23 protein-coding genes and 1 tRNA gene are annotated in these 19,482 nt (G+C 66.8%); 8 read left to right on the top strand and 16 right to left on the bottom strand.

The annotated features are described in order from the left end of the window. The first annotated feature begins 96 nt into the window (after positions 1 to 96). Positions 97 to 1,110: a lactonase family protein gene (locus tag E0H45_RS06355; RefSeq protein WP_131335306.1), complete on the top strand. Its 1,014-nt coding sequence runs from the start codon at positions 97 to 99 to the stop codon at positions 1,108 to 1,110. Here E0H45_RS06355 and E0H45_RS06350 read toward each other — a convergent pair. Further along, on the bottom strand, positions 1,107 to 1,403 hold the full coding sequence (locus E0H45_RS06350; protein WP_131335305.1) for a hypothetical protein: 297 nt from the start codon (positions 1,401 to 1,403) through the stop codon (positions 1,107 to 1,109). The genes E0H45_RS06355 and E0H45_RS06350 overlap by 4 nt on opposite strands. Beyond that, on the bottom strand, positions 1,400 to 2,266 hold the full coding sequence (locus E0H45_RS06345; RefSeq protein ID WP_202872211.1) for a phytanoyl-CoA dioxygenase family protein: 867 nt from the start codon (positions 2,264 to 2,266) through the stop codon (positions 1,400 to 1,402). Before E0H45_RS06345 ends, E0H45_RS06350 begins: the two co-directional genes overlap by 4 nt. A 101-nt stretch (positions 2,267 to 2,367) precedes the next feature. Between E0H45_RS06345 and E0H45_RS06340 the strand changes: the two genes are divergently transcribed. Continuing rightward, a complete protein-coding gene (locus E0H45_RS06340) occupies positions 2,368 to 3,183 on the top strand; it encodes an AraC family transcriptional regulator (protein WP_131335304.1) in 816 nt (271 codons plus the stop codon). A 10-nt stretch (positions 3,184 to 3,193) separates the two neighbouring features. Beyond that, entirely contained in the window at positions 3,194 to 3,925 is a 732-nt protein-coding gene (locus E0H45_RS06335; RefSeq protein ID WP_131335303.1) for a hypothetical protein, read from the top strand. A 66-nt stretch (positions 3,926 to 3,991) separates the two neighbouring features. Here the strand turns inward: E0H45_RS06335 and E0H45_RS06330 are convergent, their stop codons facing one another. Next, the gene (locus tag E0H45_RS06330) at positions 3,992 to 4,942 is read right to left on the bottom strand and encodes a phosphotransferase enzyme family protein (RefSeq protein ID WP_165546363.1); all 951 of its coding nucleotides are present in this window, start codon (positions 4,940 to 4,942) and stop codon (positions 3,992 to 3,994) included. A 79-nt stretch (positions 4,943 to 5,021) separates the two neighbouring features. Here E0H45_RS06330 and E0H45_RS06325 point away from each other — a divergent pair, with 79 nt between their 5' ends. Beyond that, entirely contained in the window at positions 5,022 to 5,474 is a 453-nt protein-coding gene (locus tag E0H45_RS06325; protein WP_202872210.1) for a DUF6882 domain-containing protein, read from the top strand. Positions 5,475 to 5,503: 29 nt separating this feature from the next. Here E0H45_RS06325 and E0H45_RS06320 read toward each other — a convergent pair whose 3' ends face one another. Next, complete coding sequence (locus E0H45_RS06320; protein WP_131335301.1) at positions 5,504 to 5,995, bottom strand: YajQ family cyclic di-GMP-binding protein; 492 nt, start codon at positions 5,993 to 5,995, stop codon at positions 5,504 to 5,506. Between the two features lie 82 nt (positions 5,996 to 6,077). On the opposite strand from E0H45_RS06320, the gene E0H45_RS06315 reads away from it, so the two are divergent. Further along, positions 6,078 to 6,163, top strand: a tRNA-Tyr gene (locus E0H45_RS06315). 141 nt (positions 6,164 to 6,304) lie between these two features. Here the strand turns inward: E0H45_RS06315 and E0H45_RS43150 are convergent. The 12 genes from E0H45_RS43150 to E0H45_RS06255 form a co-directional block, all read right to left on the bottom strand. Next, complete coding sequence (locus tag E0H45_RS43150; protein WP_238154825.1) at positions 6,305 to 7,741, bottom strand: site-specific integrase; 1,437 nt, start codon at positions 7,739 to 7,741, stop codon at positions 6,305 to 6,307. Next, positions 7,738 to 7,938, bottom strand: a complete 201-nt coding sequence (locus E0H45_RS06305) for a helix-turn-helix transcriptional regulator (protein ID WP_165546362.1) — start codon at positions 7,936 to 7,938, stop codon at positions 7,738 to 7,740. Before E0H45_RS06305 ends, E0H45_RS43150 begins: the two co-directional genes overlap by 4 nt. Positions 7,939 to 8,033: 95 nt before the next feature. After that, a complete protein-coding gene (locus E0H45_RS06300) occupies positions 8,034 to 9,122 on the bottom strand; it encodes an AAA family ATPase (protein WP_131335299.1) in 1,089 nt (362 codons plus the stop codon). Beyond that, on the bottom strand, positions 9,122 to 10,000 hold the full coding sequence (locus tag E0H45_RS06295; RefSeq protein ID WP_131335298.1) for a bifunctional DNA primase/polymerase: 879 nt from the start codon (positions 9,998 to 10,000) through the stop codon (positions 9,122 to 9,124). Before E0H45_RS06295 ends, E0H45_RS06300 begins: the two co-directional genes overlap by 1 nt. Positions 10,001 to 10,034: 34 nt before the next feature. Next, positions 10,035 to 10,457 (bottom strand): RRQRL motif-containing zinc-binding protein, encoded by a 423-nt coding sequence (locus tag E0H45_RS06290; protein ID WP_131335297.1) that lies wholly within the window; start codon positions 10,455 to 10,457, stop codon positions 10,035 to 10,037. Beyond that, positions 10,454 to 11,470, bottom strand: coding sequence for a DNA cytosine methyltransferase (locus tag E0H45_RS06285; protein ID WP_131335296.1), 1,017 nt, complete (start codon positions 11,468 to 11,470; stop codon positions 10,454 to 10,456). Before E0H45_RS06285 ends, E0H45_RS06290 begins: the two co-directional genes overlap by 4 nt. Positions 11,471 to 11,485: 15 nt before the next feature. Further along, positions 11,486 to 11,815, bottom strand: coding sequence for a hypothetical protein (locus tag E0H45_RS06280; RefSeq protein ID WP_202872209.1), 330 nt, complete (start codon positions 11,813 to 11,815; stop codon positions 11,486 to 11,488). Between the two features lie 246 nt (positions 11,816 to 12,061). Continuing rightward, positions 12,062 to 14,332, bottom strand: coding sequence for a cell division protein FtsK (locus E0H45_RS06275; protein WP_131335295.1), 2,271 nt, complete (start codon positions 14,330 to 14,332; stop codon positions 12,062 to 12,064). A 20-nt stretch (positions 14,333 to 14,352) separates the two neighbouring features. Further along, positions 14,353 to 15,300: a hypothetical protein gene (locus E0H45_RS06270; RefSeq protein ID WP_131335294.1), complete on the bottom strand. Its 948-nt coding sequence runs from the start codon at positions 15,298 to 15,300 to the stop codon at positions 14,353 to 14,355. Then, entirely contained in the window at positions 15,297 to 15,533 is a 237-nt protein-coding gene (locus E0H45_RS06265; RefSeq protein WP_131335293.1) for a hypothetical protein, read from the bottom strand. The genes E0H45_RS06270 and E0H45_RS06265 overlap by 4 nt, the downstream gene beginning before the upstream one ends. Further along, positions 15,530 to 16,171, bottom strand: a complete 642-nt coding sequence (locus E0H45_RS06260) for a Pycsar system effector family protein (protein ID WP_131335292.1) — start codon at positions 16,169 to 16,171, stop codon at positions 15,530 to 15,532. The genes E0H45_RS06265 and E0H45_RS06260 overlap by 4 nt, the downstream gene beginning before the upstream one ends. Continuing rightward, positions 16,168 to 16,416, bottom strand: a complete 249-nt coding sequence (locus tag E0H45_RS06255) for a DUF6284 family protein (protein ID WP_131335291.1) — start codon at positions 16,414 to 16,416, stop codon at positions 16,168 to 16,170. Before E0H45_RS06255 ends, E0H45_RS06260 begins: the two co-directional genes overlap by 4 nt. A 196-nt stretch (positions 16,417 to 16,612) precedes the next feature. Between E0H45_RS06255 and E0H45_RS06250 the strand changes: the two genes are divergently transcribed. From E0H45_RS06250 to E0H45_RS06240, 3 genes are all read left to right on the top strand, one after another. After that, positions 16,613 to 17,467, top strand: a complete 855-nt coding sequence (locus tag E0H45_RS06250; protein WP_131335290.1) for a GntR family transcriptional regulator — start codon at positions 16,613 to 16,615, stop codon at positions 17,465 to 17,467. Continuing rightward, entirely contained in the window at positions 17,467 to 18,141 is a 675-nt protein-coding gene (locus E0H45_RS06245) for an HAD family hydrolase (protein WP_165546361.1), read from the top strand. Before E0H45_RS06250 ends, E0H45_RS06245 begins: the two co-directional genes overlap by 1 nt. 279 nt (positions 18,142 to 18,420) lie before the next feature. Next, positions 18,421 to 19,434, top strand: coding sequence for a protein NO VEIN domain-containing protein (locus tag E0H45_RS06240; protein WP_131335288.1), 1,014 nt, complete (start codon positions 18,421 to 18,423; stop codon positions 19,432 to 19,434). Positions 19,435 to 19,482 lie beyond the last annotated feature (48 nt).

The following is a 19,482-nucleotide window of genomic DNA, read 5'->3' as shown; positions in this document are numbered from 1 at the left end:
TGGCAGCTCCTCGTCGCCGACCTCGGCTGGGGCTCGGCGCTCTACGGTCTGGACAGGGGTGTGCCCGTAGGCTCCTGACCTGGCAGGGTATGGGCCATGACTTCTGAGCGGATCTATGTCGGGAGCTACACCAGTCAGGCCGGTGGCGGGGACGGGATCGCGTTCGGTCCGCTGGACGGAATCGCGACGGTGGCAACGATCGCCGACCCGTCGTTCCTGGTCATTTCCGCGGACGGGCGGTTCCTCTACTCCACCGACGAGCTGGACAACGGCAGCGTCGCGGCGTTCGCCGTCCAGCCGGACGGCGGGCTCGAGCTGCTCAACCAGCAGCCGACCGGCGGTGTACACCCGTGCCACGTGGACATCGACCCGTCCGGCCGGTACCTGCTGTCGGCGAACTACACATCCGGGTCCGTTGCCGTCCACCCTCTGAAGGAGGACGGTTCGCTGGGCGAGCGCGCGTACTTCGTGCAGCGCTCCGGGACCGGACCGAACGCGGAGCGTCAGGAGGGGCCGCACGCGCACCAGATCGCGTTCGACCCGGCTGGTGCGTACGTGTTCGACATCGACCTCGGCTCCGACACGGTCTACTCGTCGATGCTGGGCGAGGACGGTGTGCTGCACGAGGTCGACCAGCTGCGCATCCACCCCGGCGCCGGTCCGCGGCACATGGTGTTCCACCCGACGGCGGACGCGGCGTACGTGATCAACGAGCTCGACTCGACGCTCACCGTCTGCAGCTACTCCGATGGGAAGCTGCAGGTCGTGCAGACCGCCTCGACCCGTCCGGCCGACTCGCCCGGCGAGAACTTCCCGGCCGAGCTGCTGATCTCCGCCGACGGCCGGTTCCTGTACGGATCGAACCGTGGCGACAACACCGTCGCGGTGTTCGAGACCGCCGCCGACGGGCTGTCGGTCGAACTGGTGCAGACCATCTCCTCCGGCGGGGACTGGCCGCGGCACCTTGCCTTCGGCAACGACGGGAAAACGCTGTACGCCGCGAACGAGCGCTCCGACCAGATCGCGACGTTCACCATCGCCGACGGCCGGCTCACCCAGGTGGGCGAGCCGGCCGGTTGGCCGAAGCCGGTGTGCGTCCTGCCGGTCTAGACGATCTTCTCGAAGAAGAACTCGTGCTTGAGGAAGGACACGTCGTACTCGTGACCCGGGTACGGCGGGTTCAGCTGGGACGCCTGGAAGAGGCGCCACCCGTCCTTGAGCGCGTCCAGCCCGGTCTCGTACGGCGGCACATCGCTGTCACCCGTCGTGGGGTGCGTCTCGCCTGTGCCGTCGTACGTCGACCAGCCGACCACGCGCGCGTCCAGCGCCGAGGAGGCCAGGTAGAGGACCAGCACCTGCTGGCGAAGTCCTGTCTGCAGCGGGGTCTCTGCGGTGGCGGTCATACCATCTCCCTCTTGACCTTGGTGTGCGGGTTGTTGGCGCGGTCGGTCACCACGCGCTGCGGACGGTTCGAGACCCGGGTGACCCAGTAGTTCGGGTCGTAGGTGTCGTCGCCGCTGATCGCGCGCCACAGCATGATGCGGTTGTACTTCTCCAACCTGCCGGTGGCGTTCTCGTACCAGGGGAAGTTCTGCTCCAGTTCGGCCGCGACCGCGTCGTCGTACAGGTCGTCGGTGTTCCAGAGCCGCACCTGGCGGACGGTCGGGTTGAACCGGATCTTGAACATGTAGCGGTCGAGATCGCTGTCGTTCTTGCGGCCGCCGTGCCAGATGCCGTGGTGCAGGAGCTGGACGGTGCCGGCCGGGCAGACCAGACGGGTCTGACCGCGCAGGTTCTGGTACCGCCCGGTGTCGGACTCGTTGGTCCGGCGCAGGTGGCTGCCGGGAACGCTGAGCGTGCCGCCCATCTCGAGCGTCACGTCCTGCGGGTAGTACATGAGCTGCACGTCGAAGGCGTCGGTACGGACGTCGATGATCGCGTCACCGTGCAGGTTCTGCGCCTCGCCCTCGTGGGCCTTGCGGATGTGGACCGCGTGGTGGTCGACGGTCGGCTCCGGGCCGACCAGGCTGTGGATCGCGCCGGCCACCTCGGGCAGCTGCACCAGCCGCTCGACGAACTCGCTGTCCACGAACGCCTCCGACAGCGGGGTGCCGTACGGAACGCCCGGAATGCCGGCTTTCAGGACCTCGATCGCCTGCTGGTTCATGTCGTCCGGTACGACGGCGTCCATCCGGAGCGCGCCGGTGGCCACGAAATGTGCCATCTGTACCGAGGTGAGCAAGTGCTTGCGATGCGGATGGGGCATGGAGACTCCCATGGTGGGTAGTGGTTGCTACTCCACCAGGCTAGGCAAGAACGCCGTTCCCTCGCGTTGGTTGTGTTCACCACTGCTGGTAATTTCTCACCATGATCGAGTTGCATCTCGCGCAACCGCCGGAGGTGGTGAACGCCGGCGCGGGGATCCACGGCGTCCGCGGGCTACGGGACAGGTTCCGGCTGCCGGACCTCTGGCAGCTGCACCTCTTCAACTACTCGGCCGAGCTGACACTGCTCGGTACGACGTATTCCGTGGCACCCGGCTACGTCTCGCTGACGCCGGCGGGGACCCAGGTGCAGTTCGACTACCGCGGGCGTTCCGAGCACCTTTACGCGCATTTCCGGCCGGTCGTCGCGGGCGATCCGTCGTACGTTCCCGCCGTACAGGATGCCGGCGCGGCCGCACCGCTGCTGTCCGGCCTGCTGCGATCCGCGATCGAGTCGTCCCCGTCCGGTTCGGCCCGCACGACCGCGGAGGTGTGGACGGCACTGTGGCGGATCGCCGAGCTGACGCCGCCCACCACCGAGGCCGGCCATCCGGCGGTGGCCGCCGCGATCTCGTACATCGAGGCCAACCTCGCCCAGCCGCTCGTCGTACCCGACCTGGCCCGGCTGGCCGGCGTCTCGCACAACCATCTGACCCGCCTGTTCCAGGAGGAGACCGGGACAACCGTCATCGCGTACCTCCGCCGGCGCCGGATGGCGCGGGCCCGGCATCTGCTGATCTCGTCGACGCTGTCGATTCCCGCGATCGCCGCTTCCGTCGGGATCTCCGACCTGCAGGCGTTCAACAAGACCTGCCGCCGGGAGCTGGGCGCGTCACCCCGGTCGGTGCGCCAGGCCGCGGGAGAAACTGTTTCCGGAACACGGAAAATGCAGCTGCGGAAAACGTTGCACGGCGACTAGGTTTCAGCGCATGTATGAGTTGATCCCGGTCGCCGATGGCCCGCAGTACGACAAAGAGGCCGAGCAGCGGTTCATCGAGGAGTGGCCGGAGTTCATCTTCCACGACGAGGGCGTGACGCCGTACCGGGAGCGGCGGGTGGAGTACTTCCGCGACTGGGAGTACTACCTCGTCGCCGAGGATCGGCTGATCGCGGGATGCTGGGGCGTACCGATCGCGTGGGACGGCACAGTGGCCGATCTTCCTGGTGGGTTCACCGATTCGCTGGGGCGCGCGGTGACGTCGTACGAGGAAGGCGTCGTACCCAACACGTTCGTCCTGATGGCAGCCGCCGTACGGTCCGACGAACAGGGCCGTGGGCACGCCGGCCGGGTGATCACCGCGATCCGCGACCGCGCGGTCGACAAGGGCCTGGGCCAGGTGATCGCCCCCGTACGCCCGACCCTGAAGTCGCGCTACCCGCTGACCCCCATCGAGACGTTCATGACCTGGACGCGTGAGGACGGTCTCCCGCTCGACCCATGGCTTCGCACCCACGTCCGCCTGGGCGCCACCCTCCTCGCGCCCGCTCCCGCTTCGCAAACCATGACCGGCACCGTCGAGGACTGGGAGAAGTGGACCAAGATGCTCTTCCCGTCCACCGGCACGTACACGATCCCGGACGGGCTGACGACCCTCGCCATCGATCGCGACGCCGACACCGGCATCTACGTCGAACCCAACATCTGGCTCCGCCACGCCTGACGCCTCAGCGGCGTGCCTGCCATTCGTCGGCCTCAGCCACTGCAGGTGGACCTCGCCGATCACCCGTCACCGCATCTCTCGAGGGGCAGCGGAAACTGCTAGCGCTGCTAGCCCCTCGGCGAGGATGCCCTTGGTCACCTGCAGGGCGTCGGCCTCGTCGGGGCCGGTGATGGCCTGATGGGACCAGCCGACGACGTCCTCGTACGCCCGGACGTGGCGGTAGTAGTGGACAGCGTCCTGATCGAGCGTGTGCGGTCCGTAGCCGGCCAGGAAAGCATCCCGCTGCGCGGGAGTCGTGGGGCCGACATCGCCCATGCCGCCGAGCATGAACATCAGGTCCTGCTCACGGGCCGCGTAGATGACATCGTCCCAGTCGATCAGATGCAGCCCGTCGTTGACCAGTACGTTGCCGAGATGCGGGTCGCCGTGGCAGACGACCCGCGGGCCGTCCGGCGCGGGCGGCCGGTTGGTGAGCAGGTCTGCGATCACGTGCTCGTACTGCTTCCACACCGCCGCGAGCTCCTCCTCGACCTCGCCCTCGGGGGTCTCGAGCCGCGTACGGACCTCCTCCGCAATCGCCGGCGTACGCGCGTCGATATGACTGTGTCTCGGCAGCGCGTCCCGCAGCCGAGGCGGCGGCTCCGCGTCGTGCACCCGCCGCAGCAGTACGCCGTACACCGACCACTGCTCGTCCGTCAGCCCGGACTCAGCCGCCCGGGGACCGTCGATCCACGGCGTGATCGTCAACCGCTTCTTCGCGTGCACACTCCACAGCCCGCCCTCGGACGTCCGGATCAACTCCAGTACGCCGGGCAGCCCGCTGTCAGCCAGGTACGCCGCGATCTGATGCCCCGTGTTCGTGCCCGCGCCGCTCCACTTGACGGCGTACGTGTTGGTCGCCGTGGTCGCCCGCCACACCTGCGCCGCGACGTCCGCGCCGTGCACGACCGGTGTGAGTTCCACCACCTCGAGCCCGAAATCCGCCAGCAACCACTTCCGCATCAACGTCTCACCCACACCCGCCAGCATGCCCGCCAACCAGCCCACCCGCGACCGATTACCGCCGGTGCCCTCGCGGGCTGGAACGATCGCTCGGGTGGAACACGATCATGCTGACTGGCAGGCCGTCGTAGACGCGGCTCATCACCGTGCCGCCGAGCGTCAGGAGCGCCTGATCGGGCGACTCGGCGAGGACGCGCAGTACTCCTGGGATCTCGAGCAGGGCGCCATCACCTGGTCGCGGGCGGGTGCCGAGTTCTGCCGTGCGCGGCTCACCCTGATCGGCACCGTGAGCTTGTCCGAGTCGACTTGGCTCTGGTCGTGGGCCAACGACTCGCTACCGCGCAGCGCGGTCGGCGACATGGACACAGTGCGCCAGTACGGCGAACTCCACGGGTTCCCGGTCTTGCCGTGGGAGTCGTTCGACCATCATCCGGGGCTGGTGAGAGAGGCCAGGCTGGTGTCAGCCGCCGTACTGGACGCCGTCGGCCTGTGGACCGACCAGGCCGGCGGCATCCAGCTGCACTTCCTGCTCCACGACCTCAGCTGACGGGTCGTTGTCTGCTCACCAGGAGCGGATCAGCGGTAGTTGACGAACTGGACGGCGAAGTCGAGGTCCTGGCCCTTGATCAGCGCCTGGACCGCCTGCAGATCGTCGCGGCTCTTGCTGGAGACACGCAGCTCCTCGCCCTGGATCTGGGCCTTGACACCCTTCGGGCCCTCGTCGCGGATCAGCTTGGACAGCTTCTTCGCGTTCTCCTGGGTGATGCCGGCGTCGATCGTGGCGTTGATCTTGTAGATCTTCCCGGACAGCTTCGGCTCGTCGGCCTCCAGCCCCTTGAGCGAGATCTGCCGCTTGACCAGCTTGTCCTTGAACACGTCCAGGACGGCGTTCACCCGCTCCTCGGTGCTCGCCTGCATGTCGATCGCCTCACCGGACCACTTGATCCCGGCGTCCACGTTCTTGAAGTCGAACCGCTGGCTGATCTCCTTCGCCGCCTGGTTCACGGCGTTGTCCACCTCCTGACGGTCCACCTTGTTCACGATGTCGAAGGAGGACTCCGAAGCCATGGGCACATCCTTTCCGATTTGCTGTCAGGGCCACTACCTGTTGTATCGTCTCCCACGCCGGTTCACGAACCGGCAGCACCCTGGCGGGTTGCCCGAGCGGCCAAAGGGAGCAGACTGTAAATCTGTCGGCGTATGCCTACGCAGGTTCGAACCCTGCACCCGCCACCAGCTTCTCGTAAGCGTGAAAATGGCCCCTGACCTGCGGAAACGCAGACCAGGGGCCATCGTCATGTGGGGGTGTCAGTGTCCGGCTGTGTCCGGCCAGCTACGGGGATCTACGGCTGTCTGTGCCATATACGTGCCAAAGTTTCAGGCGGCGTCTCCAGCCAGCGCCGCGGCTATGCGTCGCCTCGCCGCCTCGTCCTGGCCATCGATGCATCCCGCGTAGACCTGGAGCAGCACCTTGACGCTGTGCCCGGCCCACTCCGCTACCTGCGTGGCTGGGACTCCTGCGTTGAGCCAGAGACTGACCCCGGCGTGCCGCAGGTCGTACGGCCGCCGTGCCAGCGGTGAGGCGTACTGCTCTTCGCTCAGAGCCTTCTTGCGCGCCTTGTCCCAGAAGCGCGTTGAGGTGTTCGGGTGGACGGGGTTGCTGTACTCCACCAGCGGCACCACGTGCCCAAACGGGCCGGTGCGAGTCACGAACAGCCGCCCATCTGGCCCGGTGCCGAACAGCTCCAGATGCCGGCGCAGCAGTGCGCAGTACTCCGGGTATATCGGGACAGCCCGCGTGCTGCGTTCCGAACGATGCTTCAGTGGGCGGTCCTCTCGAACGGCGCCGGTGTCGCTCCAGGCTTGTCCGGTCTGCTGCGTTGAGCCGTCTAGCAGCAGCTCACCCCACTCGCTCTCGTCGTCGGGCAAGTGCAGGTGGTGCCTTGCGAGGTGCCGAACTTCAGCTGGCCGCATCGCGGCGTAGTACATGCCGCCGTAGAACGCTTCGAGCGACGGGTAGATCGTCCTCACTGCTCCGAGCAGCGACTTGATCTGCGTGGGGTTGGCCAGGACGCGGCGGTCCACCTCGTCGTCTTGGCGTGGCGCCGCCCAGCTGATCGACTCCATTGGGTTCACGACGAAGTACTTCAGCTCGACGCCGTACTGCAATGCGCCGTGGAACGTCGCTCGTCGTCGGGCGATCGTGCTAGCCGAGGTGGCCTTGCCATCCTGCCGAAGGGCGAGCTGGTTCAGCACGCGCCGGACGACGGCGCTGTCGGCGAACTCTGAGAGATCCGCGGTGTTCGATTCGAGCCAACGAATCACGGGCGCGATCCCTGCCGGCGGGTCTGCGTCCGCGATGTCCAGGCCACCTCGGTTGGCTCGACTGAACGCCCAGCTGTGAAGAGCTACCCGGATCGCGGCGTCGGCTGGCCTGCCGCGGTCGGTGGTAAGTAGCGCGAACGTGGCCTGAGTCAGCGTCTCGGAGATCCCCCGCCGATGCCCCGGTGAGATGCGCGGCCACTTCAGGTCCACGTACTCACAGGCATGCCGGTACCAACTGCGCCGGTGCAGATCCTTGGCCATCGGCAACGGCAGGCCGGACGCTACGTCGAACGCGGTTCCCTCCCGTGCCGCGGTAGTCAGCTTGGCCAGGAACGATTCAGCGAGCTTCTTGGTGGCGAACGTCTCCTTGAAACGGACTCCTGCCACCGACCAGCGCACTCGGTAGCTGGTGGTCCGCTTGCCCTTGTAGACCTCGGTTTTGAAGGTCCTGACGTCGTAGGAGAGCTTCATTTCGATGCTGCTTGTCACGCGGCGTCCTCCAGACTCTGAAGCCAGTTGTCGAAGTCGGTACGGCGGATGCGAATATCGCCGTTGGGGAGCTTGATGCAGCGGGGCGCCTTCTTCGCCGCGCGCCAGTCGTAGAAGGTCGATCGAGCGATGCCCAGCTCGGCGCACAGCTCGGGGATGGTGAGGTGCGTCCGCTTGATCGGGGTGACCGTTGCCACGGGTGCGACTCCTTCGGTGGAACTGCGGATCTGGTCGGATTGCTGGGACACCTGGGACAGGACCTCCGTATGCCTGTCCCAGGTGTATGCGCAGGTCACGCGGGGTTCTGGGACTCTGGGACAGCTGGGACAGTCGCGGTGTCGGGTGGGTAGTACCGGCCGCCGTCGCGGCGTCTGAGTTGGCCGTCGTCGGCCATACGCCCGCACGTCTTGCGGACGGACTCGCGGTCGCCTCCGAGCGCGTCGGAGATGGCCTTCGGTGTGGCTCCGGGAGCCTGCCGGACGTACGCGAGGATGGCCGCGCGGCTGTGGTGCAAGGTGTGGTCGACTGCTGCACCGGCAAGCAGCGACCAGGTGCCGGTGTCGGGGTCGAACCGCATCGCGCGTTCGGCTTCGTCCACATCGCGTCCGGTGATGTGCAAGACGCCGTCTGCCTCACCGCGGGGCCGCTTGAGCGCCATGATCGTGTCGGCCGCGCCCACGATGCCGTTGGTGCCGGACAGTTCTGCGGTGAAGTCGTCGGCGCCCATCTTGCGCAGGTGGTGCACCAGCACGACGGCGATGCCGTAGTCGTCGGCGATCCGCTTGGCCCGGCCCATCGCGGCATAGTCGGCGTCATAGGGATTGACCCCTGTCGGGCTGGCGCCGCGGATCTTGGCGAACACGTCGATCACGACCATGCGCGCGTTGCGCCGGCCACTGAGCCAACCGCGAATCGCGTTCGCACCGCCCGCGGGCAGGGTGGGGAACTCGGTCAGCAAGGTCAGCCCGGCCGGGGCGGGACGATCGCCCAGGATCTTGCCCATTCGGCTCTGGAGCCGCCGCGGAGTGTCTTCGAGAGCGAGGTACAGCACCTCTCCGGGATCAACCGACACCTCCCCGAGAACAGGTGTCCCGGCCGCGATGCCCAGGGCGAGGTTGAGCGACAGCCACGACTTGCCCGCCTTGGGTGCACCGGCCAGCAGTGAGAGCCCTTCAGGGATAAGCCCGGGCACGGCCCATCGCGGCGGGGCGAACTCTTCGGCCATGAGCCGATCCGCGGTCCACGCGTTCGCGAACGGGTCGACGTGGGTCGGCCGCGACGGTTCGGCCCGCGGGTCGTCCGGGGGTTCGAGAGGTGGTGGCCATTCGGGGTAGATCACCTGTCCGAAACGGTCGAGGTGGCCGCTGCTGGCCGCGGTCATCAGGCAGCCACCTTCCTCGGTCGCTTGGCCCCGCCCCGGAGTCCAGAGCTGATGGTTTTGTCGGCCTCCAACAGGGTGTAGGCGCCGGCCGCGATCTGGCTTGCGGCCGCATCGGTCAGTGCCGCACGGACGTCGGCCTCCGACAGCGCGCCACCTGCAACCAACTGACCCAACGCGACGGCTGCTGTGTAGAGAACGTGGTTGCGCTGACCCTCAACAGCCGTCGTCACCCGCTCCGTCTCCGCACGAATCGCTGCCGCGAGGTAGCCGGACTGGCGGCCAGCGTGCAGCTGCACCGGTAACTCCTGCTGCTGGGGCGGCGGCGCGGGCGTCAGTGCCGCCAGAAGCCATCGGGGAAGGTCTAGGGCTTGTGCGTTATGGACGGTGGTGTAGAGGCGTCCATCGACCAGAGAGCCCGCACCGACGACGTACCCGCCGTGTGCTCTGGTGTCGACGAGCCATCCCAACCGGCCTTGAGTGTTGCGCAGCTCGGTCCCGACCGGCGCGGTGAAGTACAGGTGTTCGCCCGCGCGGCCGGTCCGGACGGTGTGGGTGGTGCAGGGGTAGGGCTGTCCGGCCTTGTCTGCAAGGGATGCGAGCACATCCGCACCAGATGTAATGCCCGGCTGACGCCATGCCTCGGGCGTTACTTGTCCCGGCTTGGCCTTGTCGAGGTCGACCACCACAAGGCCGGATGGCCCGCAGGCGATGCCTACGCCGTATGGACCTGCCGACCAGCACCGTTGTATCCGGCCTGCGTTGGTGGTGGCACGGTTCTCCCAGTCCTTGACCGCGGGGTGCTTGCCATTGGGTTGGAGCGGAAACACGTGCCAGCCACGCTCGCTCGCCGCGAGCGCGGCGGTCAGCAGGGCGTTCATCGGAGATCTCCTCTCGAGTGCAGGCGTTCGGGGGTCAGGCGGCGTGCGGGTAGTTGGCCGCGTCGATGCAGTCCACGCACCGACCGTCAGAGGTCGGGATGCAGTAGCTCGTGACGGCCTTGCAGAGTCCGCATGTCCGGCGTGCCCGCATCGCCTTGTCCAGCGCGTTCAGCTGCGCCGGCGACGCCACGCGGGACTGCCTAGCGAGATCGAGCCGGTACAGCCACGCCCACCGCATCCCGTTGCGCCAAACCAACAGCGCGTACGGCTCCTGCCCGCCCGGACACATCTGCATCGCCCGCAACTGACGGCGGGTGGCGAGCCCCGCGGGAGCCCACCGGAAGCGGAACACCGGCGTGCCGTGGCAGTCCCAGCCGAGCGCCTGCTGCCCGTTCCACAGCTCGATCCACCGGGCCGCGGCCGGGTGCAGCGTGACGCGGTCCAGTGCCGTGCTCATGCCGCCGCTCCCATCGTCAACGTGACCGCGGTACCGGCGGTGTCGGTGGCGGCGATGCGGTTGGCGAGCCATTCGAAGACCGGGACAGCGACGCTGTTGCCGAGCTGCCGGAACCGGTGCGAGTCGGCCTGGCGGCGGTCATTGCTGATGGCGGTCCAGCCGTCCGGCAGCCCTTGCAGCCGTTCGCACTCCATCGGGGTCAGACGGCGTACGGTGCCGTCGCTGTAGACGATGAGCTGCCCGCCCGCGGCCATTTCGGCGTCCAGCCGGTCACCGCGCCCGTCACCGGCAGCCTGCAGCGTCGAGGCCTGCTCGGCGACGTAGCTCAGTCCTGTGTCGTGCTCGCTGCGAGATGTTCCAGCGCTGCCGCTAACGGTCCGGGCAGGGTCCGGCGCCGGCGGGCGGCTCGGCGCAGGATCCCTGAGGCTGCTTGCGGGCTCAAGGAGTACTTGTGCAGGTGCTCCCCGCAGCTCTCCAAGATGTCCAGCAAGGACGAGGCGGCGGCGCCGCTGGGGGACTCCGAAGTACGAAGCGTCCAGTACCCGCCAGCAGAACTCCATCCCGAGCTCGGCCAGGTCCCCGGCGATGACGGCGAAGTCGCGGCCGTGGTTGACGGAGAGAAGGCCAGGGACGTTTTCGCCAACAAACCAACGGGGACGTAGCTCAGCCAGCAGTCGCGCGACGTGCACCCACAGGCCCGACTGTGCATCACCCAGGCCGCCACGACGACCTGCCACAGAGTTGCCCTTGCAGGGCCAGCCGGCAGTGAGGACGGTGCGGTTTGGAACAACTCCAGCTGCGGTGAGGTCATCAGCAGTCACCTTCGTCAGGTCGTCAAACAGCACGGTCTCGGGGAAACGGTCAGCCAGCACACCGCGGGCAAACGGATCGATCTCGACAGCAGCCCGGGCCGGGATGCCGGCACGGTGGAACGCGAGGTCAATGCCGCCGATCCCGGCGCAAAGTGACACGACATGCAGACCGTCGGTAGGGTGCTCGATGGATGCAGGCACAGTGCCCTCCTCTCGTCAGCGGGTCTTGTTGGTGTGATTGAGCAGGCGCCGCCCGAGGCGCTCGCGGCGTCCGGCACCCTTGCAGCGGGGGCAGTTGCGGAACTTCTTGCCGGACGGCGACCGGGACTTGCCGGACCCGTCGCAGCGGTCGCAGTTGGCGTACGGCCAGACCGCGCAGGCGAGCAGGTACAGCCCGGTCAGCAGTAGCCCGGCGACGACCAGGACGGCGATCCGTTCGGGGCGGCTGAGGGCGTCGGCCTTGCCGGCTGCGTCGGCGATCGCGGCGGTCGGGGTGAGGATCAGCCCGGGCCCACCGATGAGTACCGCGTGGACAGGATCAGACATTGCCGTCACTTTCTGTAGTCGGTTGAGAGTATGGCGAGCCGAGGCAGTGGCCGTGATCCGGTCTGCCTGGTTCGGTGAGGTTGGGTGGTTAGGTGCCGGTGATCGGGTTAGGTTCCTAACTCCGACCGTCCGGCAGGGCTAATGTGGGCGTGACCTGCGGAAAGTTAGCGAATGAGCCGAGTTAACCGGGGGCCGGAGACCGCTGGTCACAGCCGGTTCTAGGCAGTTTCCGGCCCCGAGAGTGGGCTAACTCGCCAGGTCGCCGGCGTCGTGTCCGCTCTCCTCCGCGTCGTCGGCGGCCTGCTCGCGCCGCACGATCGCGTCACGTATGGTGACCGGGTCGAGCGGATAGCGGTTCCCGGTCGATGGGACCTTGATGCCGTGCTCGCGCTCCAACAGCTCGCGCAGCGCCTTGCCGGTCAGGCCCTGGTACGGCGTCCAGGTCGGCGCGTGCCGCTTGAGCAGCGCGGGCACGTCCGCGATCGGGCGAGGGTCGTCGCCGAGGACTTCGTCTAGGTCGGCGAGCAGATCGCGGGTCTCGATCTGCACTGGGCGGGAGTCCGGGACGGTCTTGCCGAGCTTGGCGATCGCGTCCAGCGACCGCTTGATCAGCGGCGTGACCTGGTCGTGGCCCTTCGCGACGTCGAGGTAGTACCACTGGAGCATCTCCGACCGCTCCCCGGTGAAGCCCTTTACGACGGCGGTTCCCTTGTCGGTGCCGGGGATCAGCTCGGTCGCCCGGTGGCCGGCGCTGTAGGCACCCTGACCCAACAAGGCGTCGTTGGCGACGTGGTCTCCGACCGCGAACGCGATCCCGTTCGAGCAGTTGCGGGTCACGTCACGCGGCATGGAGTCCTTCGTCGGCGCCTGCGTGGACACGATCATGTGAATGCCGCGCTTGCGACCGAGCTTCACAATGTCCACGAGCAGTTGCGCGATCTCCTTGCCGTAGGTGCCGTGCTGGATCGCCACGTGCGCCTCCTCCAGCAGACACACCAGCGGATGCAGCCCGACACTCGCGCTGGCGAGTTCACGAGTGACCGAGGGCACCTCGTACCGCAGCAGGAGTTCGCCGCGCCGCTGGACCTCTTCATGAACGTTCACGAGCTGGTCGCGGATAGCTTTCATGGAATCGTCGTCGGCGCCCATGATGTAGCTCGAACAGCGCGGCTTGAACACCTCGAAGTCGTAGTTCACGTCCGGCACCCAGATCCGCAGTTCCGCGGTCGGGTCCAGCGCGCAGCCGACCATGATCGCCCGCGCCGCGCTCGACTTGCCCTGACCCGGCATCCCGCCCGTGATCGTGTTCCGCTCCATCACCGGGGCGACCAGCGCGTCACCGCGCAGCGTCTTCCCGGCCGGGACGCCCTTGAACACGTCCACCAGACCGCCGCCGATCAGCGGGTACTCGCCAGCGCCCTCAGCCAGCGCGCCCTTGTCAGCGATCCACAGATCCATGATCCCGGCCTCAGCACCGGTGGTCGGCCACACCTCCTTCGCCGCCCGGTGCAGACCCGTGGCGAGGTCGCCACGGCGCCGGGCGATCTTGTCCGCCGTGACACCGGCAGGCAGCCTCACCACGGCATGCGTGCCGCGCCCGTCCACGCGGGCCGGGGTGATGAACTGGAGCTTCAGACCGGCTTTCAGGTACTGCGTGATCGCCGGGATGCGCAGCGCCTCCAGCGCCCGCGCGATCGTGGTTTCATCGATCGTCGCGTCCCACTCGGTGTCGGCAGTCGTGACCAGCCACGCCGGCGGCTCGGCACGCCGCTTGCCCTCGCGCCACGCGGCGAGCACGATCAGGAACGGTGCCGCGATCGATACGCCGGACCAGACGACGGCGCCGGCCGCGATCAGAAACCCGATCAGTGCGAAGAACCCCAGCCACACGCCGGTGAATGAGCCGTGCCCGGTCATCTTGGTCAGGACCGCGACGATCAGAACCAGCAGCGGTACGCCGACCGTGGCGACGATGACGATCAGCAGGAGCGCCCACAGCAGCTTCGGAATGTCCAGGAGCCGCTTGTGGCGCCGTTCGGTGGCTGCCTCCTTGCGGTCGGTCCACTGCTTCAATTCCTCGCGGTCGCCGACCGCTTCTGCGGCCTTGATCTGGCGCCGGTAGACACCCATCGTGGACGCGTCCCACGCCCGCTTCGCCCACGACTCCAGGCCCTGTACGACGGTGAACGACTCCCGCAGCAGCACCTTGCCGGCGGTCTTAGTCTTGTCGTGCGTCGCGACCGTCTTCGACGCCCGCGCCACGACCTGTGTAGTCGTCACCGCACGGCGTACCAGTGCGCCACGATTCGCCAGCCGCTGATCCAGCTCGGCCGACTGCTCATCGGTCAGGATCTCGCCCTCGATAACCTCGCCCTCAACTGCGTCAACAGAGGTGTCGACCCGTTCGGCCGACTCGTGAACGATGCCCTGCGCATCGTTCTGCACGCCCTCTTGTACCGCGTCCTGCGGGCGGTCGCCGTGGTCGTTGTCGGGGTGAAGCTTGTGCACGTTGTCCATGCCTTAGCGCTCCTATCGATTCAGGCCGCGAGCGCGGCGGTCTCGCCCGGCGCGTCCGTGTCGTTTGTGCTCGTCTGAGGGGTGGTGGTCAGCTCATGGCGGACAGCCGCCGCGACCTTCGCCGACAGGCCGGTAGAGCAACCGGTCGTGTGCCGCGCCCACGCCGGCGTGATCTCGTCGGCCGCGGTCGCCGGCTCGAGCGCCGCCAGAGCATCGGTGACGTAGTCGGCCAGCAGCTTTCGGCCGGTCTTCTCCGCGGCCTTCTTGCGTGGCTTCCGCGGTTCTTTGCGGTCCGAGCCGTTCTCGGCAGCGCCCGGCTGCTCATCCGGCTTTCCAGCGTCCTCAGGGCTTTCTGTTGCCGTGGTCTCCGCAGGGCCGTCGAGCCGTTCGGCGGCCTTCTGCGGGTCCGCCAGCGCTGCCGCTCGCTCGGCCCCCAGCACGGCTTCGGTCAGCCGATCCCGCAGTACCGGCGCCGTTTCGGCCGCGCAGAACACCAGCACCGGCGGGACCGAGTGCAACACGATCCCCGCCGCGTCCAGATGCGCCCATGACTGCCAGGTGTTCATAGCGAAGGTGGCTGCGAACGCGAACAGTTTCGTGCCGTCGATCCACCAACTGATCTTGGGGACTTGATACCGAGCAGTGATCTGCTCAGCACGCAGAACCGCGATCAGCACCAGCGACACCATCGGGTCCAGCAGCCAGGCCGCCACCCACGGCAGCGACCAGGCCGCCGCGTTGCGCGCAGCGAAGTCCTGAACGTTGACCATCGTGAACGCCAGACCAAGCACGATCCCGACCCACATCAACACGTCAACCTGCGTACGTACCGACTCCACCCGCAGCGCCACCACATCCGGGTGCGTGGACAGGGCGCGCACCTGCGAAGCCTCGACCGCGGACGCCCGAAGCTTGTCCACCCCAGTCGCCTTGCCGTTGCCAGCTGCAACCATCTCAGTCGTGGTCATCGCGTCTCACCTCCGCTGAGATGGGTGACGACCCAGCCGCCGGCGTGCGGCAGGGTGTCGGTGGTGTGCAGGACGTGGTCGCCATGCCAGACGATCCACGCCGTCCCCAGCGCGGTGCGAGGTGAGACGACCTGAACCAGGTCGTAGCCCGCGACCTTCCACCAACCCAGATCGACCTGGACGAGGTCCGGCACGGTCGCACGGGCCGTTTCGGGAACAAGGTGCGCGGTCATCGGGCGCCCCAAGCGAGGAGCAGGGCCCAGCCGATCAGGTTGGTTCCGGCGAGCGTGGCCCACATCGAAACCTGCAACAGCCGGTGCTTCAGCCAGCTCAACCGGACCAACAGCACCGCCTGTGCACAGACCGCGTGGGCTGTGTCCTCGCCGACGATCCGGACCAGCAGCGCGGCCGCGGTGAGGTGCCGGACGGTTCCGAAGTCCAGGAAGCCGGCGCTCGTGTGCTTAGACTTCCGGGCCCGCAGGATCGGCAGCACCACGGCGACGGCGAACATGAGCGCTAGCACCAGGAGAATCGCGCCGATCGTGACGAATACACGGGCGGCCGGGCCGAGCCGGTCCAGGGTGAGCACACCGGCCAGGACGGCGGTGTTCAGGCCCGCGACGAACACGGCTTTAGCGTCGGCCTTTCCAATCGACTCGGCGATTTCTCGGAGCACCCGCCACGACGACTCAAGACGTCCGGCATCGTCGGAGTCAGTGTCGTGGCGCTCGATCTGCGCCAGGGTCGCCTCGACCAGCGCGCGGCGCAGGCGCGCTGTGTCGCTCGCGTCCGACGAAGCTCGCTCGGCGGCGTCCAAGCTATCCAGCGCCGCGTCGTACTGGTTGACCTTCAGACCCGCCGCGCCGGTCATGCCGCGCCCTCCGACTCCGGGCCGCGGGCGGCCAGCTCCCGGCCAACCTCCAACACCCGACGCTCCGCACGCCGGATCCGGCGCGTCTCCAGTTCCGACGCGTGCGGCCCGGCGTTGATGAACGCGATCTGCGCATCCAACAGGTCCAGCTCGGCCGCGATCAGCGGCCATTCCGCCTCGATACCGGCCAGATCCGCAGCGGTCGGCTCCTCGCTGCTGACGGCCGACAGGTGGATGATGCTCATGGGTTGTGCTCCTCTTCAGATGACTAGTACGACCCAGGCGTCTCGGCGGGTGCCACCGCCGAGACGCCACCTGGCTAGTCGACTAGCCTGCCTAGCCAGGTCGTGTAGACAGCAAGCTACATAGGCTGGCTAGCCAGGTCAAGTATCTGGGACGCAACTGCCCTAGCCTGCCTAGTCAGCTAGTAGGCTTGTCGGTATGGAGCCGCAGCTAGATCCGTCTGACCCGCGCCCCCCGTTCAAGCAGGTTGCCAACGCACTCCGGGCGGCGATCCTCACGAAGAAGGTGAAGGCGGGGGAGAAGCTTCCGTCTCAGAACGAGCTGGCGACGCAGTACGGCGTTGCGCGGATGACAATTCAGCAGGCTCTACGGATCTTGCGCGATGAGGGCTTGATCGTCTCGCGCATTGGGAGTGGGGTTTACGTCCGCGAGCAGGCAGACCAGGCGGTCGGTCTGCGTCCGCACATTGAAAAGGCATTCGAGCAGGACGCCGTACGCGTCGACTTCGCTGGTCTAACCGGCGAAACGCTGCTTGGTGCGCTTGAGGAACCTATTGACCGCATTAGGCGCGGTCGACTGACTCCCCAGTCGATCAGTATCCGTATGCTTCTGCCCGACCTCGATCAACCAATCGTAGTCCCATCGCGGGCCGGCAATAGGCCTGGGGACGACCCGCGCGTTCGAGCGCGAGTCGCGGCGATTGCCCATCGGTCAGCAGGAGAGATCACTCGATCCATCCGTGAGCTGGGCGAGCTGGGTCTCGTCCCGAAGGTTGAGGTGGAGGCTCGTGTCATCGCTGGTCTCCCCATGATGTTCAAGCTCTACGCGTTGAACGGCGAAGAGATCTTCTTCGGCTTCTATCCCGTCAGGGAGCGCGAGGTCGAAATCGGAGGTGAAGCTGTCCCAATATTCGATGCCGTCGGCAAAGATACAGTTCTTTTTCATCACTCAACCGGCGACAACGACCAAGCGACGGGCTCGCAATACGTCGACCAGGCACGGCGATGGTTCGAGAGTCTTTGGGGCACGCTAGGCCAGGTTCGCGAACTGTGATGATTGACCAACTCGAGCAAATGCTCGCCTCCGCAGAAGCGGTTCTATTCGATTTCGACGGACCGATCTGCTCCGTCTTCGACGGTTACCCGGCTCGGCAGATCACAAGGGAGCTCCGTGAGCTGGCGGGAACGGTTCGGCACGACCTTGACGACGCTTTACATAAAGCGAACAGTCCTCACGACCTATTACTTGCCGCCGCCGCCGACCCGCAGCTCGCCGCAGTACTCGAGAGGGCTCTGCAAATCGCGGAGCTGAGAGCGGTTGACACGGCACGTCCGACGCCTGGCGCAGCGGAGTCGCTCACCGCATGCCAGAGCAGTGGAAAGTTGGTCGCGATTGTGAGCAACAACTACGCCGATGCCGTGGCGCATTACCTCGCCAACACTGGCCTGGCGACCCGCGTAGATCACGTGGAGGGTCGCGACCCCACCGACCCGACGTTGATGAAGCCGAGCCCACACCTGATCGACAATGCGGCAAGGGCGCTTGGCGTCCCTCCGTCGGTGTGTGTGTTCGTTGGCGACCAGACTAGCGACATGGAGGCTGGTCGCACGGCTGGAGCGCGGACGATCGGGTACGCCAACAAGCCGGGGAAGGCGGACGCACTAGCGATCGCCGGCGCCGAGATCTTGATAGCGACGATGGCCGAAGTCGCTGCCGCGATTGACTGAACGAACGCGACCGTATGGGCCTTGCTGGCCATCCAGCGGATGTAAGGGGCGGCCGGGCGCCCGGCCGTGAGCAGGTCTGGCGAAGTGTTGGTACGGCAAGTGGGGCCAGGTGCCGGCCGTTGTCGGCGTCCGGACCAACCGGGCCGCTCGATCCACAGGCGCGCATGCGCGTGGGACTTTGCCGAGAACGGTGAGCGGCGATGGCGGCGCACGGTCTCGTCACTTGGCGATACGACTGGGGCTCTTGCCCCGCGTGTCCGGGTTCGGGAGACTGCCGCGGTGGCGATCAACAATTGGTGGGCGGACGATCCCTCACAGCGGTACTGGATGGAGATCACGACTCGCGCAGCGCCTGGGTATGACCTCCTTGCTCCAAAGCTGGACGGTGGTGGACTTCCGCAGTGGTCCTACACCCTGGTCTCGCACGTGCAGCCGGGGGACCGTGTTCTGCATTACAAGACGAATCTGGCCGGCGGCGGCGCCGTGATTGGCTGGTCCGAGGCCGTCACGCCACCTTCAACAGGAACCATCACCTGGCAGGCGCGAGGCACGCGCGGCCGTGCAAGAGCAACCGCGATCACTGGTCCCAGCTGGTTCGTTGCACTGGGAGGATTCAACGAGCTCGATGCTTGGGTTCGCGGGCGTGATCTGGCAGCAATCGATCACCAGCTCTTCGCGGTTCGTGATCGGCTTGAGCAGTCGTACGGCAGGCCAGTCTATTTTCCGTTTTTCAGGTATCGGCCCGGCGAGATCCGCGCTCAGCAAGGCTACCTAGTGAAGTTTCCGCTAGAACTGTTCGGCCTCCTGCCGAACCTTGCGTCCGCGTCGTCAGCAGCCGTCAGCGAGGCAAACTTAGTCGAGGACGAAGAACGGCCCGGAACACGAGCGCCACGTGGGGCGGCGGCGCGCGCACAGGACCCTGTCCTGAGGGCCGCGATTGAGCGACGGTCCCTTGACGTCACAAAGGCTCATTACGTCAGCCTAGGAGCAGTTGATGTCGATGAGATCGGCAAGCCATATGACCTCGCCCTGACACTCGATGGTGTAGAGCGGCACATTGAGGTCAAAGGCAGCTCCTTAGAAATCGATACGGTTGAGCTGACGCTCAAGGAGGTATTGCATGCTGAAGACTTTCAGCCTACCGATCTAGCTGTCGTCGACGGCATTTCTTGGAAGCGCATGAGGGACGGATCGATCAAAACTTCCGGTGGTCGGCTTCGCTTGTGGCGCGACTGGGCTCCTAGGGACGACAGTCTTTCAGCGCGGAAGTTTGCCTACTCCCTCCCGAGCTGAGGGACAGGGCTAGTTCGTCGGACAGCGCGAGTCGCCTCACCGCAGAAG

This window comes from Kribbella soli, assembly GCF_004331345.1.
In the GTDB taxonomy this organism is placed as follows: Bacteria; Actinomycetota; Actinomycetes; order Propionibacteriales; family Kribbellaceae; genus Kribbella; species Kribbella soli.
This window is presented reverse-complemented; position numbering and strand designations above follow the sequence as displayed.

Bases quoted from the DNA above. Each gene is read 5' to 3' on its own strand.
- E0H45_RS06255 (WP_131335291.1), bottom strand. From the start codon at position 16,416: ATGAGCATCATCCACCTGTCGGCCGTCAGCAGCGAGGAGCCGACCGCT.
- E0H45_RS06280 (WP_202872209.1), bottom strand. From the start codon at position 11,815: ATGTCTGATCCTGTCCACGCGGTACTCATCGGTGGGCCCGGGCTGATC.
- E0H45_RS06340 (WP_131335304.1), top strand. From the start codon at position 2,368: ATGATCGAGTTGCATCTCGCGCAACCGCCGGAGGTGGTGAACGCCGGC.
- E0H45_RS06295 (WP_131335298.1), bottom strand. From the start codon at position 10,000: ATGAACGCCCTGCTGACCGCCGCGCTCGCGGCGAGCGAGCGTGGCTGG.
- E0H45_RS06355 (WP_131335306.1), top strand. From the start codon at position 97: ATGACTTCTGAGCGGATCTATGTCGGGAGCTACACCAGTCAGGCCGGT.
- E0H45_RS06335 (WP_131335303.1), top strand. From the start codon at position 3,194: ATGTATGAGTTGATCCCGGTCGCCGATGGCCCGCAGTACGACAAAGAG.
- E0H45_RS06245 (WP_165546361.1), top strand. From the start codon at position 17,467: ATGATTGACCAACTCGAGCAAATGCTCGCCTCCGCAGAAGCGGTTCTA.
- E0H45_RS06265 (WP_131335293.1), bottom strand. From the start codon at position 15,533: ATGACCGCGCACCTTGTTCCCGAAACGGCCCGTGCGACCGTGCCGGAC.
- E0H45_RS06350 (WP_131335305.1), bottom strand. From the start codon at position 1,403: ATGACCGCCACCGCAGAGACCCCGCTGCAGACAGGACTTCGCCAGCAG.
- E0H45_RS06260 (WP_131335292.1), bottom strand. From the start codon at position 16,171: ATGACCGGCGCGGCGGGTCTGAAGGTCAACCAGTACGACGCGGCGCTG.
- E0H45_RS06275 (WP_131335295.1), bottom strand. From the start codon at position 14,332: ATGGACAACGTGCACAAGCTTCACCCCGACAACGACCACGGCGACCGC.
- E0H45_RS06345 (WP_202872211.1), bottom strand. From the start codon at position 2,266: ATGCCCCATCCGCATCGCAAGCACTTGCTCACCTCGGTACAGATGGCA.
- E0H45_RS06250 (WP_131335290.1), top strand. From the start codon at position 16,613: ATGGAGCCGCAGCTAGATCCGTCTGACCCGCGCCCCCCGTTCAAGCAG.
- E0H45_RS06290 (WP_131335297.1), bottom strand. From the start codon at position 10,457: ATGAGCACGGCACTGGACCGCGTCACGCTGCACCCGGCCGCGGCCCGG.
- E0H45_RS06270 (WP_131335294.1), bottom strand. From the start codon at position 15,300: ATGACCACGACTGAGATGGTTGCAGCTGGCAACGGCAAGGCGACTGGG.
- E0H45_RS06300 (WP_131335299.1), bottom strand. From the start codon at position 9,122: ATGACCGCGGCCAGCAGCGGCCACCTCGACCGTTTCGGACAGGTGATC.
- E0H45_RS06320 (WP_131335301.1), bottom strand. From the start codon at position 5,995: ATGGCTTCGGAGTCCTCCTTCGACATCGTGAACAAGGTGGACCGTCAG.